17 protein-coding genes are annotated in these 16,997 nt (G+C 57.4%); 13 read left to right on the plus strand and 4 right to left on the minus strand.

What is annotated here, in order from left to right:
- Positions 1–83 precede the first annotated feature (83 nt).
- From ACKWJN_RS04180 to ACKWJN_RS04225, 10 genes are all read left to right on the plus strand, one after another.
- Positions 84–800 carry an extracellular solute-binding protein gene (locus ACKWJN_RS04180; RefSeq protein ID WP_408594806.1) on the plus strand — a complete coding sequence of 239 codons (717 nt, stop codon included), beginning with the start codon at positions 84–86 and terminating at the stop codon, positions 798–800.
- A gap of 41 nt (positions 801–841) precedes the next feature.
- Entirely contained in the window at positions 842–1,876 is a 1,035-nt protein-coding gene (locus ACKWJN_RS04185) for an amidohydrolase family protein (RefSeq protein ID WP_408594808.1), read from the plus strand.
- A 74-nt stretch (positions 1,877–1,950) separates the two neighbouring features.
- A complete protein-coding gene (ligK, locus tag ACKWJN_RS04190) occupies positions 1,951–2,634 on the plus strand; it encodes a 4-carboxy-4-hydroxy-2-oxoadipate aldolase/oxaloacetate decarboxylase (protein WP_408594810.1) in 684 nt (227 codons plus the stop codon).
- A gap of 12 nt (positions 2,635–2,646) precedes the next feature.
- Positions 2,647–3,483 carry a transporter substrate-binding domain-containing protein gene (locus ACKWJN_RS04195; protein WP_408594812.1) on the plus strand — a complete coding sequence of 279 codons (837 nt, stop codon included), beginning with the start codon at positions 2,647–2,649 and terminating at the stop codon, positions 3,481–3,483.
- An 18-nt stretch (positions 3,484–3,501) separates the two neighbouring features.
- Positions 3,502–4,467 carry a Bug family tripartite tricarboxylate transporter substrate binding protein gene (locus ACKWJN_RS04200; RefSeq protein WP_408594814.1) on the plus strand — a complete coding sequence of 322 codons (966 nt, stop codon included), beginning with the start codon at positions 3,502–3,504 and terminating at the stop codon, positions 4,465–4,467.
- A gap of 25 nt (positions 4,468–4,492) precedes the next feature.
- Positions 4,493–5,410: an amidohydrolase family protein gene (locus ACKWJN_RS04205; RefSeq protein ID WP_408594816.1), complete on the plus strand. Its 918-nt coding sequence runs from the start codon at positions 4,493–4,495 to the stop codon at positions 5,408–5,410.
- Positions 5,411–5,851 (plus strand): protocatechuate 4,5-dioxygenase subunit alpha, encoded by a 441-nt coding sequence (ligA, locus tag ACKWJN_RS04210; protein WP_408594818.1) that lies wholly within the window; start codon positions 5,411–5,413, stop codon positions 5,849–5,851.
- Position 5,852: 1 nt separating this feature from the next.
- Positions 5,853–6,731: a class III extradiol dioxygenase subunit beta gene (locus tag ACKWJN_RS04215; protein ID WP_408594820.1), complete on the plus strand. Its 879-nt coding sequence runs from the start codon at positions 5,853–5,855 to the stop codon at positions 6,729–6,731.
- An 18-nt stretch (positions 6,732–6,749) separates the two neighbouring features.
- On the plus strand, positions 6,750–7,706 hold the full coding sequence (locus tag ACKWJN_RS04220; RefSeq protein WP_408594822.1) for a Gfo/Idh/MocA family oxidoreductase: 957 nt from the start codon (positions 6,750–6,752) through the stop codon (positions 7,704–7,706).
- 21 nt (positions 7,707–7,727) lie between these two features.
- Positions 7,728–8,735, plus strand: coding sequence for an aldo/keto reductase (locus tag ACKWJN_RS04225; protein ID WP_408594823.1), 1,008 nt, complete (start codon positions 7,728–7,730; stop codon positions 8,733–8,735).
- A gap of 18 nt (positions 8,736–8,753) precedes the next feature.
- Here ACKWJN_RS04225 and ACKWJN_RS04230 read toward each other — a convergent pair whose 3' ends face one another.
- From ACKWJN_RS04230 to ACKWJN_RS04240, 3 genes are read right to left on the minus strand one after another with little or no spacing between them, the layout of a single operon-like run.
- The gene (locus tag ACKWJN_RS04230; protein ID WP_408594825.1) at positions 8,754–9,743 is read right to left on the minus strand and encodes a Bug family tripartite tricarboxylate transporter substrate binding protein; all 990 of its coding nucleotides are present in this window, start codon (positions 9,741–9,743) and stop codon (positions 8,754–8,756) included.
- Between the two features lie 19 nt (positions 9,744–9,762).
- Positions 9,763–10,245, minus strand: a complete 483-nt coding sequence (locus ACKWJN_RS04235) for an aromatic-ring-hydroxylating dioxygenase subunit beta (RefSeq protein ID WP_408594827.1) — start codon at positions 10,243–10,245, stop codon at positions 9,763–9,765.
- The gene (locus ACKWJN_RS04240) at positions 10,242–11,537 is read right to left on the minus strand and encodes an aromatic ring-hydroxylating oxygenase subunit alpha (protein ID WP_408594829.1); all 1,296 of its coding nucleotides are present in this window, start codon (positions 11,535–11,537) and stop codon (positions 10,242–10,244) included. The genes ACKWJN_RS04235 and ACKWJN_RS04240 overlap by 4 nt, the downstream gene beginning before the upstream one ends.
- A gap of 176 nt (positions 11,538–11,713) precedes the next feature.
- On the opposite strand from ACKWJN_RS04240, the gene ACKWJN_RS04245 reads away from it, so the two are divergent.
- Entirely contained in the window at positions 11,714–13,945 is a 2,232-nt protein-coding gene (locus ACKWJN_RS04245) for an NADP-dependent isocitrate dehydrogenase (RefSeq protein ID WP_408594830.1), read from the plus strand.
- Between the two features lie 58 nt (positions 13,946–14,003).
- Here ACKWJN_RS04245 and ACKWJN_RS04250 read toward each other — a convergent pair whose 3' ends face one another.
- Complete coding sequence (locus ACKWJN_RS04250; protein WP_408594832.1) at positions 14,004–14,735, minus strand: GntR family transcriptional regulator; 732 nt, start codon at positions 14,733–14,735, stop codon at positions 14,004–14,006.
- 150 nt (positions 14,736–14,885) lie between these two features.
- Here ACKWJN_RS04250 and ACKWJN_RS04255 point away from each other — a divergent pair, with 150 nt between their 5' ends.
- Both ACKWJN_RS04255 and ACKWJN_RS04260 read left to right on the plus strand, forming a co-directional pair.
- The gene (locus tag ACKWJN_RS04255; RefSeq protein WP_408594834.1) at positions 14,886–15,737 is read left to right on the plus strand and encodes an SDR family NAD(P)-dependent oxidoreductase; all 852 of its coding nucleotides are present in this window, start codon (positions 14,886–14,888) and stop codon (positions 15,735–15,737) included.
- 92 nt (positions 15,738–15,829) lie between these two features.
- Positions 15,830–16,990, plus strand: a complete 1,161-nt coding sequence (locus ACKWJN_RS04260) for an ABC transporter substrate-binding protein (RefSeq protein WP_408594836.1) — start codon at positions 15,830–15,832, stop codon at positions 16,988–16,990.
- Positions 16,991–16,997 lie beyond the last annotated feature (7 nt).

Below are 16,997 nucleotides of genomic sequence, written 5' to 3' on the forward strand. Positions count from 1 at the left end.
CTATATTCGTTATAGCAGCTAGTTCTCCCCAAAACCCCTGACATGGCACCTGAAACAGGGGGAGGTCTCTAGAATCCATCCCCATGCAAACTTCGACCTCTACACTTGTGCTGTGTGGCATTTCTTCGATGGCCACCAAAGCCATCTTGGCCGATTTGACGCAGGTCTACCAAGCTGAAACCGGCGTGGCAGTTCAGATCGAGTCCGTGGGCGGCGTGGATGCGGCCAAGCGCGTGCAAGCTGGCGAAGCCTTGGATGTGGTGCTGCTGGCGTCGGACGCGATTGACCGCTTGATGGCCTCAGGCCATCTGTTGACCGACAGCCGCAGCGACTGGGTGCGCTCGCCCGTGGCCATTGCGGTGCGTGCTGGCGCTGCGCATCCAGACATTGGTTCAGAAGCGGCGCTCAAAGCCGCTGTGCTGGCCAGCCCCAGCTTGGGCTTTTCTACCGGACCGAGCGGTACCTACCTGAACCAATTGCTGGCGCGTTGGGGCATTGCCGAGCAGGTGAAGCCGCGCATGGTGGTGCCGCATCCTGGCACACCCGTGGGTACCTTGGTGGCAAGCGGCGAGGTGGCTTTAGGCTTTCAGCAACTCAGCGAACTGATGGCCTTGCCCGGCATTGAGGTGCTGGGCACGCTGCCGCCCGAGGTGGCCTACATCACCACTTTTTCGGCCGGCATTGCGCAGGTGGTGGCCCATGATGCAGCGCGTGTTCAGGCGGTGCAGGCATTTTTGAAGTTCTTGGCTTCGGCTGACGTGGAAGACGTCAAGCGTCGCCAAGGCATGGACTGGCTCTGATTTTTTTCTCATCTCCAAACTTTTAGCCCTGAAGGTTATTTATGTCTCTCATCATCGACGTCCACGGTCACTACACCACCGCGCCCAAGGCGCTGGAAGACTGGCGCAACCGCCAAATCGCCGGTATCCAAGACCCTGCCTCCAAACCCAAAGTGTCTGAGCTGAACATCAGCGACGATGAACTGCGCGAGACGATAGAGACCAACCAGCTCGCCAAGATGAAAGAGCGTGGCTCAGACATCACCATCTTCAGCCCACGTGCCAGTTTCATGGCCCACCACATCGGTGACTTTGAGGTGTCGTCCACCTGGGCCGCCATTTGCAACGAGCTGTGCTACCGCGTCTCGCAACTGTTCCCCGAGAACTTTGTGCCTGCGGCCATGTTGCCCCAGTCGCCCGGTGTGGACCCAGCCACCTGCATACCTGAGTTGGTCAAGTGTGTGGAGCAGTACGGCAATGTGGGCATCAACCTCAACCCCGATCCGTCGGGCGGCCACTGGACCTCGCCCCCGTTGAGCGACAAGTCGTGGTACCCCATTTACGAGAAGATGGTGGAGTACGACATTCCCGCCATGATCCACGTCTCCACCAGCTGCAACAGCTGTTTCCACACCACCGGCGCGCACTACCTGAACGCGGACACTACCGCCTTCATGCAGTGTTTGACCAGCGACTTGTTCAAAGACTTCCCTACCTTGAAGTTCTTGATTCCCCATGGCGGCGGCGCTGTGCCTTACCACTGGGGCCGTTTCCGTGGCTTGGCGCAAGAGCTGAAAAAGCCCTTGCTGTCCGAGCATTTGCTCAACAACATCTTTTTCGACACCTGCGTCTACCACCAACCCGGCATTGACTTGTTGACCAAGGTGATCCCGGTCAAGAACATCATGTTTGCCTCGGAAATGATTGGCGCGGTGCGTGGCATCGACCCTGAAACTGGCCACTACTTTGACGACACCAAGCGCTACATCGAGTCCACCGCCAACCTGAGCGCCGAAGAACGTCACCAGGTGTACGAGGGCAACGCTCGCCGCGTCTTCTCGCGCTTGGACACGAAGCTGAAATCCCAAGGCCGTTGATTCATTGAATTGGGGTCAGAGCCCAATTGTTGAACCTCATTGTTTGAGCCCAAATTTTTTCAGGAGAAAACCACATGTACGAACTCGGCGTTGTTTACCGCAACATCACCCGCGCTGACCGCGCCACCACCGACAGCTTGGCCGCTTTGGGCTCTGCCACCGTGCACGAAGCCATGGGCCGTGTGGGCTTGATGAAGCCTTATATGCGTCCCATCTACCCCGGCGCGCAGGTGTCGGGCACGGCGGTGACGGTGTTGCTGCACCCCGGCGACAACTGGATGATGCATGTGGTGGCCGAGCAAATTCAGCCCGGCGACATCGTGGTGGCGGCCATCACGGCCGAATGCACCGACGGCTACTTTGGTGACCTGCTGGCCACCTCGTTCATGGCCCGTGGTGCACGCGCTTTGGTCATTGACGCGGGTGTGCGCGACGTGAAAGAACTCACCAAGATGGGTTTTCCCGCCTGGAGCAAAGCCATCAGCAGCAAAGGCACCATCAAGGCCACCATTGGCTCGGTCAACATTCCCGTGGTGTGTGCCGGCATGATTGTTCACCCCGGTGATGTGATCGTGGCCGACGACGACGGCGTGGTGTGCGTGCCCCAAGCGATGGCCGCCCAAACACTGGCCACGGCACAAGCGCGTGAAGCCAACGAAGGCGAGAAGCGCGCCAAGCTGGCTTCGGGCGTGTTGGGCTTGGACATGTACAAGATGCGCGAACCGCTGGCTGCGGCTGGTTTGAAGTACATCGACTGATCGGACAGATCCATGCGCGCACTGCACCGCATCTTGTGGCTGGGTTTATGTGCCGCTCTGCTCGGCTTGGGCGGGTGTGTGCGGACCTGGGAAACGGGCGCGGCGGTTCAGACTGCGCCTCTTGGGCAGCTTGCGCCTGAGGTCCAGCAGGCGCTGGCCCCCACCGGCGTGCTGCGTGTGGGCGTGTATTTGGGCAGTCCTACCTCGTGGGTGCGCGACGCACGCACCGGCGCATCGCAGGGTGTGGCGTTTGAGTTGGGCCATGCCTTGGGTTTGGCCCTGGGTGTGCCCGTGCAGGTGGTGAGCTACCCGCGTGTGGCCGAAGTGATTGAAGGGCTCAAGCGGGCCGAGGTGGACATGACGTTCACCAATGCCACCGCAGCGCGGGCCAAAGACGTGGACTTCACCCCGCCCTTGATTCAGCTGGAACTCGGCGTGCTGGTGCCTGCCAACAGCCGCCTCCAAAGCTTCACCGATGTCGACCGTGCGGGTGTGCGTTTGGGCGTGAGCCAGGGCAGCTCGTCGCAAGGCGTGCTGGGTGAACGTTTGAAGCTCGCGCGTTTGGTGCCGGTGGCGTCTTTGGATGTGGCGCAGCAGCTGTTGCAGCGCGGTGAGTTGGATGCCTTTGCCACCAACAAAGGCATCTTGTTTGAACTGTCTGAACAAGTGCCGGGCTCGCAGGTTCTCACAGACCGCTGGGGTTTGGAGAATTTGGCCATCGCGATTCCGAAGGGACGCGAGGCGGGTCGGGCTTATTTGAACGAGTTTGCCCAGGCGCGGGTGCGCCAGGGCGATGTGAAACGCATGTCTGAGCGCGCAGGTTTGCGCGGCTTGGCCCAGAACCCATAACTCCTTCAAGGAAGACCCATGAAATTGCTCACACGTTGGATGGCGCGGCTGTGCATGTGCCTGGTGGCCGGCCAAGCCTTGGCGCAGGCCTACCCCAACAAACCCATCAAAGTGGTGGTGGGCTATGCCGCAGGCGGTGCGGTGGATGTGGTGGCACGCACCATCGGGCAGAGCTTGTCCAGCAGCATGGGCCAGCCCGTGTTGGTGGAAAACAAACCCGGCGCGGGCACCAACATTGCGGTCAAGTCGGTGATCGGTGCCGAGCCCGATGGTTACACCTTGATGATGGCCGCCAATGCCTTGGCCGCCAACATGGCGCTGTACCAACCGATGCCCTTTGATGCCGAGCGCGACTTGTTGCCCGTGTCCTTGATTGGCCGCGTGCCGGTGGTGATTGCCGCCAACCCGAACGCGCCCTATGCCAATGTGAAGCAACTGATTGACGCCGCCAAGGGCAAGCCCAACAGCATTGCCTTTGGCTCGCCGGGCAATGGCTCCACCCCCCACATGGCGATTGAGCTGTTTGCACGCGCTGCGGGCATTGACTTGCAGCACGTGCCTTACCGGGGAGGATCGCCCGCCATCACCGACACCATTGGCGGACAAATCCCCCTGGTGGCTGTGAACGCGTTGGAGGTCATGCCTCACGCCAAGAGCGGCAAGCTCAAGGTGCTGGCGGTGCTCAGCCCCAACCGCAGCCCAATTTTCCCGGACGTGCCCACCATTGCCGAGTCGGGCTTTGCAGGTTTTGAGGCTTCGGTGTGGTACGGCTTGGTGGCCCCCATCGCCACGCCCAAACCCGTCGTGGCCAAGTTGCACGACGAGGTGCAAAAAGCCCTGCAAACCAAAGAAGTGCGCGATCGCATGAACGCGGTGGGTGGCGAAGTGGTGCCTGGCAGCGCCGAGATGTTTGCCAACCTGATCCGCTCTGAGCGCCAGCGCTACACCAAGCTGGTGAAAGAAGCCAATATCCAACCCGATTGAACACCTGTTACGAAAGAGAACTGAGATGGAATTTCCAAAGACCCCCGGCTGGCTCGACTGGTACAACGGCCCCAGCCAACCCACCTTCAAATTGCCCGCTGGCGCGGTGGATGCCCATTGCCATGTGTTTGGCCCAGGTGCTGAGTTTTCGTATGCGCCTGAGCGCAAGTACACCCCCTGTGACGCCTCCAAACACCAGCTGTATGCGCTGCGTGACCACTTGGGGTTCGCGCGCAACGTGGTGGTGCAAGCCACCTGCCACGGCGCCGACAACCGCGCCATGGTGGATGCCTTGGTCCACTCGGGCGGCAAAGCGCGTGGCGTGGCCACGGTCAAGCGCAGCGTCAGTGACGCCGAGTTGCAAGCCATGCATGATGTGGGTGTGCGCGGTGTGCGTTTCAACTTTGTCAAACGCTTGGTCGACTTCACGCCCAAAGACGAGTTGCTGGAAATTGCAGGTCGCATTGCCAAATGGGGTTGGCATGTGGTGATTTATTTTGAAGCGGTGGACCTGCCTGAGTTGTGGGACTTCTTCACCGCTTTGCCCACCACCGTGGTGGTCGACCACATGGGCCGCCCCGATGTGACCAAGCCGGTGGATGGTCCCGAGTTTGAGTTGTTTGTGAAGTACATGCGCGAGCACCCCAACGTGTGGTGTAAGGTGACATGCCCCGAGCGTCTGACGGTGGCTGGCCCTAAGGCCTTGCATGGCGAACAAAACGCCTACCAAGACGTGGTGCCGTTTGCCAAACGCATCGTGGACACCTTCCCTGACCGCGTGATTTGGGGCACCGACTGGCCCCACCCCAACCTGAAAGACCACATGCCCGATGACGGCTTGTTGGTCGATTTCATTCCGCACATCGCACCCACGGCGGCCCAACAACAACAGCTGCTGGTGGACAACCCGATGCGCTTGTACTGGCCTGAAGAGGTGGCATAAATGGCACTCGACAAACCTTACCTGGACGTTCCAGGCACCACGATTTTTGATGCCGAGCAATCGCGCAAAGGCTACTGGCTCAACCAGTTTTGCATGTCGCTCATGAAGGCTGAGAACCGCACGCGCTTCAAAGCCAACGAGCGTGCTTACCTCGACGAGTGGGACATGACCGAGGAGCAAAAGCAGGCGGTGTTGGCGCGTGACTTGAACTGGTGCATCAGCACCGGGGGCAACATTTATTTCTTGGCCAAGATTGGCGCCACCGATGGCAAGAGCTTCCAGCAAATGGCGGGTTCCATGACGGGCATGACCGAAGACGAATACCGCCAGATGATGGTGGCCGGCGGACGCTCAGCCAACGGCAACCGCGTGGTGGGCGAAGACGGTGACGCGCAAGCACAGAACCAACCCCAAGGCGCCGCAGGCACGATGAAAGACTGACATGGCAAAAATCACCGCATCCGTTTACACCTCCCACGTGCCCGCCATTGGCGCGGCACTCGACATGGGCAAGACCCAAGAACCGTATTGGCAGCCTGTGTTCCAAGGCTATGAGTACTCCAAGCAGTGGCTCAAGGACAACAAGCCCGATGTGATCTTTTTGATCTTCAACGACCACGCCACGGCCTTCAGCCTGGAGATGATTCCCACCTTTGCCATTGGCACCGCAGCCCAATACCAACCGGCTGACGAGGGCTGGGGCCCGCGCCCTGTGCCCGTGGTGCAAGGTCACCCCGATTTGGCGGGGCACATTGCCCATTCGGTGATTCAGCAAGACTTTGACCTGACCATCGTCAACAAGATGGACGTGGACCACGGTTTGACCGTGCCCTTGTCGTTGATGTGTGGCGAGCAAGACCCCCTCCAAGGCGCCTGGCCTTGCCCGGTGATTCCGTTTGCGGTCAACGTGGTGCAGTACCCCGTGCCCAGTGGCCAGCGTTGCTTCAACCTGGGCCAAGCCATCCGCAAAGCGGTGGAAAGCTATGACAAAGATTTGAACGTGCAGATCTGGGGCACCGGTGGCATGAGCCACCAACTGCAAGGCCCCCGTGCAGGCTTGATCAACAAAGAGTTTGACAAGATGTTCTTGGACAAATTGATTGCCGACCCATTGGCCGCTGCGGCCATTCCACACATCGACTACGTGCGCGAAGCTGGCAGCGAAGGCATTGAGTTGGTGATGTGGCTGATCGCGCGTGGCGCAATGTCTGACATCCAAGACGGCAAAGTCACGGGCCCTGCGCCTAAATTGAAGCACCGCTTCTACCATGTGCCCGCGTCGAACACGGCGGTGGGGCATGCGATTCTTGAAAACCAATAAAACCCCGGAGAAAAACGCATGAGCAAAACCATCAAAGTCGCCCTGGCTGGCGCAGGTGCATTTGGCATCAAACATTTGGACGGCATCCAAAACATCGACGGCGTGGAAGTGGTCTCGTTGATCGGTCGTGAGCTGGAAAAAACCAAAGAAGTGGCCCACAAATATGGCATTGGCCATGTGACCACCGACTTGGCCGACAGCTTGGCCTTGCCCGAAGTAGACGCTGTGATTTTGTGCACACCCACCCAGATGCATGCTTCACAAAGCCTGGCTTGCTTGAAAGCTGGCAAGCATGTGCAAGTGGAAATTCCCATGGCCGACAGCTGGAAAGATGCGGACGAGGTGGTGCGCGTGGCCCAAGAAAAAGGCTTGGTGGCCATGTGTGGCCACACCCGCCGCTTCAACCCCAGCCACCAGTGGGTGAACCACAAAATCAAGGCCGGTGAATTCAACATCCAGCAAATGGATGTGCAGACGTATTTCTTCCGCCGCACCAACATGAATGCGCTGGGCCAAGCCCGCAGCTGGACCGACCACTTGCTGTGGCACCACGCGGCCCACACGGTGGATTTGTTTGCTTACCAAGCCGGCAGCCCGATTGTCAAAGCCAATGCGGTGCAAGGCCCGATTCACCCGACGCTCGGGATTGCCATGGACATGAGCATTCAGTTGCAAGCTGCCAACGGTGCCATCTGTACCTTGAGCTTGTCGTTCAACAACGACGGTCCTTTGGGCACGTACTTCCGCTACATCGGCGACACGGGCACTTACTTGGCCCGTTACGACGACCTGTTCACCGGGAAGGAAGAGCAGATTGACGTGTCCAAAGTGGCGGTGTCAATGAATGGCATTGAGTTGCAAGACCGCGAGTTCTTCTCTGCCATCCAAGAAGGCCGCGAGCCCAACAGCAGCGTGGCGCAAGTGCTGCCTTGCTACAAGGTGCTGCACGAGCTTGAGTTGCAACTGAACGCTTAACCCCACACCACAAGACCTGCCATGCAACAACGCCAGATTGGGCCTTTCTCTGTGTCAGCCATTGGCCTGGGCTGTATGAACCTGAGCCACGCCTATGGTGCGCCGCCTGCGCCCGAGGTGGCCACCGCACTGTTGCACCGCGCGCTGGACTTGGGCTGCACGCTGTTTGACACGGCAGCCCTGTATGGTTTTGGGGCCAATGAAACGCTGGTGGGCAAGGCGCTCAAGCCGCACCGCCAGCAGATCACGTTGTGCAGCAAAGGCGGCATGGCGGGCGTCACGTTCCCCGACGGCGTCAAGCGTGTGATTGATGGACGGCCCGAAACCATCCGTCAAAACTGTGAAGACAGCTTGAGTCGCTTGGGCACCGATGTGATCGATCTGTACTACCTGCACCGCTGGGACAAAAAAGTACCCATTGAAGACAGCGTGGGCGCCATGAGCGACTTGGTGCGTGCGGGCAAGGTCCGCAGCATTGGTTTGAGCGAGGTGTCGGCCACGACGCTGCGCAAGGCGCACGCGGTGCACCCCATTGCGGCAGTGCAAACCGAGTATTCGCTGTGGACGCGCAACCCTGAAATTGCGGTGCTGCAAACGTGTCGTGAACTGGGCGTGACCTTTGTGCCTTTCAGCCCCGTGGCGCGCGGATTTTTATGTGGCGACTTGCGTGAGGTGGGCGGTTTGGCGGCCAACGACATTCGCCGTGCCATGCCGCGTTTTGCGCCTGACACGTATGCCGCCAATGTGGTGCTGCTGGACGCTTACCAAGCCTTGGCGCGTGAGCTGGGATGCACGCCTGCGCAACTGGCCCTGGCGTGGTTGTTGCACAAAGACAGCACGTTGATTCCGATCCCCGGCACACAAAATATTCGCCACCTAGAAGACAACATGGCCGCAGCGGCTGTGGTGCTCACGCCAGAGCACATGCAACGGGTGGAGGCCTTGATCAACACCCAGACCGTCAAAGGTTTGCGCTACAACGCGCAGAACATGACGGAAGTCGACACCGAAGAATTTTTCACGGCCTGAGCTGGGCGCGGGCCTCACTCAGTCGATGGTGACGCCGCCGTTTTTGATGACTTGACGCCAGCGCTCGGTGTCTTCCCGCATCCATTGGGCCATCTCTTCGGGGGTGTTGCCCACGGGCTCAGCGCCGGCTTCTGCAAAGCGACGTGCGATGTCGGGGCTGCGCAAAACTTCGGCCAGGGCGGTCGACAACTTTTGTGCAATGGCGGCAGGTGTTTTGGGTGGCGCGACCACGGCAAACCACGTCACGGCAATCACACCCGGCACGATCTCTTGCATGGCAGGAACTTGGGGCAACTGGCTTTGACGCTTGCTGCTGGTGACGGCCAACATCTTGAGCTTGCCGGTGCGCAGGTGAGAGGTGGCTTGCGAGACGTTGCCAAACATGAGGTGCACATGCCCGGCCAGCAAGTCCGCCATGGCAGGTGCGTCGCCTTTGTAGGGCACGTGCACCATGCGCACGCCTGTTTTTTGTTTGAACATCTCCGCCGTCAGATGCGAGGTCGAGCCATTGCCTTGGGAGGCATAACTGAGTTTGTCGGGATTGGCCTTGGCGTATTGGATCAACTCTTGCACGGTGTTGGCGGGCACCGAAGGGTGGACCATCAGCGCGTTAGGCACCATGCACAAGATGGTGATGGGCGTGAACTTGGCCGGGTCGTAATTGATTTTCGGGTAAAGGCTCACGTTGATGGACAAGGAGGGCGGTGGAGCCGCCATCAAGGTGTAGCCATCGGGTTCGGCGTTGTAGATGTACTCCGCTGCGATGTTTCCCGCAGCACCGGGCTTGTTGTCAACCACGACGACTTGTCCGAGCTTGGTGGCCAGGGGCTCTGCGATCCAGCGCGGAAACATATCGGCCGAGCCCCCCGCTGGGTTGGGGACCCAGAGTTTGATGCTCTTGCTGGGCCAAGCCGGTGGTGTTTGCGCAGTGGCTGTTGAATTCGCCACAGGCAAAGCCAAGGCGAGCGAGTAACTCAGGAAGTCGCGACGGTGTGGGTTAGCGGCCATGGTGGAGTTCCTTCACAGATCAAAGGGGGATGACAAGCAAGGTTTCCACAATGCGCGAATCGTAGACAAATCGACGGCTTTTGAATCTGGGGCCTTCGGGGGTGATGACCACCTCATCTTGGCATTGACCCGTGGAGAAGACTTTCATGTCACCGTCCAAGTCCATGGTCCGTATCACCAGGTAGTTGGAGCGCACCTGCAGCACGTCGCCATCCAGCCCCACGATTTGCACACCGGAAATGATGTGTCGGTAATGATGGGGTTGGTAAATGTTGGCGATCCGCATGGACATGATGCGGTCTCTGAGCTGCGCTGCGCTGTGGGCGTCAATGATGGCCATGGGCAGCTGCCGGTCACGGTTGAACTTGGACTGCACGGTGTAGCGTCCATCGTCTTGCAACAACTGGGTGACGGCCTCGACCTGATCTTCGTCAATCAGACGCGCCCACTCGTAGATCAGGTTTTCAACGGCGCGATGGTGTGATTCAGCGTACATCTTCATGCCAGCCCCATGTCGTTGCGGTAGTTGTGCCAAAAGTTGCGGATGGCGCGTTCCGAAAGTTTGCTGCTGCCGCCACTGACCAAGTCTTTGCCGCCCATTTCAATGAATGATTCGCCGCTTTCGCCATCGGCCATGGCCTTTTGCATCATCTCGCACACGGCGGCGTCTTCAACCGAAATCATGCCGGCAGAGCCAGCCAAGTTGGCCTGGGTCAGGCGCACTTGGGTGGTGGCTTCGTCGTCGTCTTCAAATCCAAAATAGGTCCATACCAAATCGCATTGACCAGGTCCTTTGGGCAACAGTTGCCGGGTGGCCAAGCTGTTGGCAATTTGGTGCAACACAAACGAGGGGTAGGTGGTCAAAATTTGAACGCTCACGCCATCGCCAAATTCATCACGCCACTTCAAGATGCTGGGGTCTTCCAGTTTCAAACCTTCGTTGTGCGAGCGCAGGTCGGAGGCTGTTTTGTCAAAGTCTTTGGAAGATTTCTCAGTGCCTGCCTTGGTGTAAAAGTACACGTGCCGCCCGCTGGCGTCCAAGGTCATGCCGGACTCTTGGGATTGCCGTGACAAGCCAAACGTCCCATAGAAGGTGTGCAAGATGTTGGCGTGGTAGGAGTCGCGCGGGTTCTCGTGGTAAGCCTTCCAGTTGGCATGGATGCGTTGTGTGTCATAGCCCAACACTTTGAGCGGTTTGTGGAGCACGCGGCGAATGCCTGCTGCCACGTCACCCAACCAGTCTTCCAGGGAGGGGGTGTCGTCGCTGAAACTTGCAAAGACCAAGCCACACAGGGTGGCAACCCGCAATTTGCGCAAGCCGTGCTCGCTGTTTTTGAAATCTTTGGGCAGCCCGCCTTCACCGCGCAGGCCGTGGGCGAAGGCTGCGTGTGTCAAGTCGCCTTGCAAGTTGTAGTTCCAGGCGTGGTAGACGCAGTAGAGTTTTTTGGCTTTGCCAAAAGCCTCACGGCACACCATGTTGCCGCGGTGGGCACAGCGGTTGAGCACGGCATGCAAAGAGCCGTCTTCCGCACGCGTCAGCACCACCGATTGCTCACCGATGTAGGTGGTTTTGAAACTGCCTGGTTCGGGTACCTCGGCTTCTAAACCAAGATAGTTCCAGGTTTGTCCTTGAAAGATGCGGACCTGCTCTTGGGCATAAATGTCTGGGTCGGTGTAGACCCAGTAAGGCGCACGGCTGCTGCCTTCGGCGGGCCACTTGCGGTCATGCTTGGGCGCGATGGAGGGGGCGGCTGGCACGATGGGAATGGTGGCCTTGGCGTCTTGAGGGCACATGCTGCGTTCCGTGAGAAATAAAGGGGGCCAAAGATACACGCCACGCTGCAGGTCATGTGTCTTGCACACGACTGAGGGGAGACGTGGCATGTCAGAAAAGTCACAGCTGCCGTCGCTTAAGATTGCGTGTTGTGAATTTCACTTCTTTACCCGTCAACCAACGTAACAAAGACACCATGGCTGCTGACAAATCCAAAATTATTTACACCCTGACCGACGAAGCCCCTTTGTTGGCCACTTACTCCTTTTTGCCGATTGTTCGCAGCTTTGCTGCACCCGCTGGCATTGAAGTGGCTGAGAGCGATATTTCTGTGGCAGCTCGTGTGTTGGGCGAGTTTCCTGAGTTCTTGACCGAGGCACAAAAAGTGCCCGATAACTTGGCCGAATTGGGCCGTCTGACCTTGTTGCCCGACACCAACATCATCAAGTTGCCCAACATCAGCGCCTCGGTGCCCCAGTTGATCTCGGTCATCAAAGAGCTGCAAGGCAAGGGCTACCACTTGCCCAACTTCCCAGAAGATCCAAAGACCGATGCCGACAAAGCCATTCGTGCGCGCTATTCCAAGTGTTTGGGCAGCGCCGTGAACCCCGTGCTGCGTGAAGGCAACTCTGACCGTCGTGCACCTTTGGCTGTGAAAAACTTTGCCCGCAAAAACCCACACAGCATGGGTGAGTGGAGCATGGCTTCGCGCACCCACGTGGCGCACATGAAGCACGGCGATTTCTACCACGGTGAAAAGTCGATGACCCTCGACAAAGCCCGTGACGTGAAGATGGACCTGGTCACTGCCAGCGGCAAAACCATTGTGCTCAAGCCCAAAGTCTCGTTGCTGGCTGGCGAGATCATCGACAGCATGTACATGAGTAAAAAAGCGCTGTGCGATTTTTACGAAGAGCAATTCGAAGACGCGCGCAAGACCGGCATGATGCTGTCCTTGCACGTCAAAGCCACCATGATGAAGGTGTCTCACCCCATCGTTTTTGGCCATGCTGTGCGCATCTTCTACAAAGAAGCGTTTGAAAAGCACGGCAAGCTGTTTGATGAGCTGGGCGTCAATGTGAACAACGGCTTGGTCAACCTCTATGAAAAGTTAGACACCTTGCCAGCGTCTTTGCATGATGAAGTCATCCGCGATCTGCACGCTTGCCACGAGCACCGCCCTGAACTGGCGATGGTCGATTCAGCCAAAGGCATCTCCAACCTGCATGCGCCCAACGACGTGATCGTGGACGCGTCCATGCCCGCCATGATCCGTATCGGCGGCAAGATGTGGGACGCCAACGGCAAGCCCAAGGACACCAAGGCCTTGATTCCAGAAAGTACCTTTGCGCGTATTTACCAAGAAGTCATCAACTTCTGCAAAACCAACGGCAACTTTGACCCCATCACCATGGGCACCGTGCCCAACGTGGGCTTGATGGCGCAACAAGCCGAAGAATATGGCTCCCACGACAAAACCTTCGAAGTGCCAGAAGCCGGTGAAGCCCGCATTGTGGACATCGCCACCGGCGAAGTGCTGTTGACGCAAAACGTCGAAGAGGGTGACATCTGGCGCATGTGCCAGGTCAAAGACGCACCGATCCGTGATTGGGTCAAATTGGCGGTGACGCGCGCACGCAACTCTGGTACGCCTGCGGTGTTCTGGCTCGACCCCTACCGCCCTCACGAAGCCGAGTTGATCAAAAAAGTGGAGCTGTACCTCAAAGACCACGACACCACTGGTTTGGACATTCAGCACCTGTCACAAGTGCGCGCCATGCGCTACACCTTGGAGCGCGTTGTGCGCGGCATGGACACCATCTCGGTGACCGGCAACATCTTGCGTGATTACCTGACCGACTTGTTCCCCATCATGGAGCTGGGCACCAGCGCCAAGATGTTGTCCATCGTGCCTTTGATGGCCGGTGGCGGCATGTACGAAACAGGCGCTGGTGGCTCTGCCCCCAAACACGTCAAGCAGTTGGTGGAAGAAAACCACCTGCGTTGGGACTCGTTGGGCGAGTTCTTGGCCTTGGCCGCCAGCTTGGAAGAGTTGGGCATCAAAACCCACAACGACAAAGCCAAAATTTTGGCCAAAGCACTGGACGCCGCCACCGGCAAGCTGTTGGACAACAGCAAGAACCCATCCCCCAAGACGGGTCAGTTGGACAACCGTGGCAGCCAGTTCTACTTGGCCATGTATTGGGCCCAAGAGTTGGCTGCACAAACCGAAGACAAAGACTTGCAAGCCAAGTTCGCACCTTTGGCCAAGACACTGAGCGACAACGAGGCCAAGATCTTGGCCGAGTTGCAAGCGGTTCAAGGCAAGCCTGTGGACATCGGCGGGTATTACTTGTTGGACACCAAGAAGGTCTCTGAGATCATGCGACCCAGTGCCACTTTGAACGCAGCTTTGAGCGCTTTCTGACGCTGAACGCGACTGTGGTCGTACCCAGCCACCGCTGACTTGGTTTGCGGTGGCTTTTTTATGTGCTGGTGTTGCTTCGGCTATTGCCATCTGGCGCGAAGATCAGTGCCGATTCGGCGTCACCGTTGTCAATCAGGCGCTCATAGTTCTTTTTCAAAATGATGCCGGCATAAAGCACATGCTCACGCATCAATTGCTCTGATCTAGCACAGTCACGTGTTTGAATGGCCTCGACTATTCTGTGGTGGTCGCCATGCGATCGCAGAATTACCGCATGGTCGTCCCACAAAATGATTCGATCAGAGGCAAAGGGGATGTGGTGGGCTTGAACTGCAAAACGTGAAACCCAGGCATTTCCGGATGCCTCGAGCAACGTTTCATGGATGTTGACGTTGATTTTTTGGTAAGGCTCGTGGTCCTCGGGCTTGAGTAGCCCCGCAGACAAGATGTGGTCGCCTTGCGCTAAGCTGGTTTCTAGACGATGCGCTTGCGATGCGCTCAGCCCCTTTGCTGCAGCGCTGCGACAAGCCAAGCCTTCTAGAACCGATCTCACTTCATAGGCTGCCACGATGTCTTCGATTGCAAACGCACGGATGACATATCCCCGTTTGGGTTGGTGATCAATCAAACCCTCGTTGACCAAAGTGCCTAAAGCGGCTCGCACGGGGGTTCGTGACACGCCCATTTGCTCAGCCAATGGGATTTCCTCAATGCGTGTTCCTGGCTTGAATTGCCCATGCAAAATCGCGTCCCGCAAAGTGTCTGTCACGTCTTGCGCCAAGGTTTTCATGGAGGAGGTTTTTACGAATAAAACTGAATTCAAGTATACATGTTGGCAAGTAAATAGATGAATTAAGGGTTTTCTCCGGGGTCAATGGGATTCTCGGTATACATAATTCCGGGCATGCATTCATCAAAGACGAACGCCGTGACCTCTCAGGTGACATCTAAAGACTCTCTCTCCGTGGGTGCCGTGCAAGATTGGCTTGGCCTAGCTGGACGCGTCTGCGTGGTCACAGGTGCTGCCGGAGGTATTGGGACAGAAGTGACTCGGCAGCTGTTGTCTATGGGGGCTCGTGTGGCGATGTTGGACCGCGATGCCTTGCTGTTGAATCAAGCCATACAAGCTTTGCAGTTACCCGGTGCGCAGGTGCAGGGCATTGCATGCGATGTCACCGATCAGGCCAGCCTAGTTTCTGCAGCCCATCTCGTACAAGCGTCCTGGGGACCCTGCGAGGTGCTGGTCAACAACGCAGGGGCCTTGTACCCAGATGCCCTGATGGACATTGAATTGTCCAAGTGGAACCAATTGCTGTCGGTCAACCTATCGGGCTACTTGTTGTGTGCTCAGTTGTTTGGTCGCCAGATGCGCGCCAAGGGGCGAGGGGCGATGGTGCACATCGCTTCTATCTCCGCAAGCATTCCTCAACCCTTCAGTGGTGCCTACAGTGTGAGCAAAGCAGGTGTGAAGATGCTCTCGCAATTGCTCGCCGTTGAGCTCGGAGAGCATCACATTCGCAGCAATGTGGTGAGTCCGGCCATGATTCGAACACCCATGAGCGAGGGGATTTACCTCAATCCAACAGTGCTTCGCCAACGCGAAGACATGGTGCCGGCAGGACGCATCAGCACCCCAAAGGACATTGCAGAATCGGTGCTCTTCTTAGCCAGTGATCGCGCCAGTTACATCAGCGGTCAAGAAGTCTTGGTCGATGGTGGCTTGACCCAGGCTTGGTTGGGTTTGGTGCCTCGCCCCGGATTCGAAAAACAAGATGCCGTGACGTCGGCTTGATGATTGCTTCATTTTTTCACCCAGCCCCAAGGAGACTTCAAGTGATACTTCAAAAAAAATATGTGGCAATGATGGCTGCCAGCCTTTTCTCTATGAGTGCCGTTTGGGCACAGAGTGAACCTGGCTTGACCGACAAAACCATCAAGATTGGTGTGTTTGCCCCGCTGTCAGGTAACGCGATGGCCTATGGTTTTGACGTGCTCAACGCCGCAAAGATGTACTACGACAAGGTCAACAAAGAAGGCGGCGTGCATGGCCGAAAGATTGACTTGGTGATTGAAGATGACCGTTGCAGTGCCAACGACTTGTTGGCCGCCGTCAAAAAACTCACTGAGCAAGACAAGGTGTTCATGCTGAATGGAGGTTCTTGCTCAGCTGCTGTGGTGGGCGCTCGTGAGTATGTCGAACGCTCGCAGATTCCTTATGTGATGCTCAACGCTTCGGGTGATGGTGCCCTCTATCCCCCATCTAAATACATCTATGGTGCGTTTTCAATTTCCCAACGTGCAGTCGGTGGCTCGATGGTTCAGTTTGCTGCCGAGCACCTCAAGGGCAAAAAGATTGGCTACATCAACCATGATGATGCTTACGGCAGTTGGAACTTAGAGGCCGCAGACTTCCAGGCCAAGAATTTGGGTGTGGATTTGCAAGTTCAATCCATCAACCCGACCTTGACCGATGTGACCGCACCCATGCTCAAGATCCGTGCAGCCAATCCGGATGTGCTGTTGATCACCACCTACGCGCGTCCTGTGAGCTTGTTGGTCAAAAAGGCGCATGAGTTGGGATGGAACAAGCCGATTGTGATTGCAGTCAATGGCACAGCCGACCTCAAGCAATTGGTCGAGAACGTGGGCAACAAAGAGGCCTTCAAGAACGTCTATCTGCAAGAGGTGATGCTGGACGTGGCGGGCGGACCTAAGCTCAAGTGGGTCTATGACATGTACAAGGCGGCGTACCCTGAATTGGCGGCCAAGCCTGGGCATCCCCAAACTTATATGCCTTACGGCATTCCTTCCGCCATGGCGGTGGTGAATGCATTGAAGGCGGCTGGTCCCAATCCAACCCGTGAGAAGGTATTGACGGCTTTGTCACAAACCAAGTTTGATTCAGGTGTGATGGCCGGTCCGATTGAAATGACTGCGGTGGACCATGCAGCGCAGAAGTCGGCCATTTACCTCAAGTTCGACGGTGATGCGATGAATGTGGTGCCAGGCTCTTACCGCAGCTTGTGGACCTACCAACCTAAATAACGACGGA

Source organism: Limnohabitans sp. (assembly GCF_046052825.1).
GTDB lineage: Bacteria > Pseudomonadota > Gammaproteobacteria > Burkholderiales > Burkholderiaceae_C > Limnohabitans.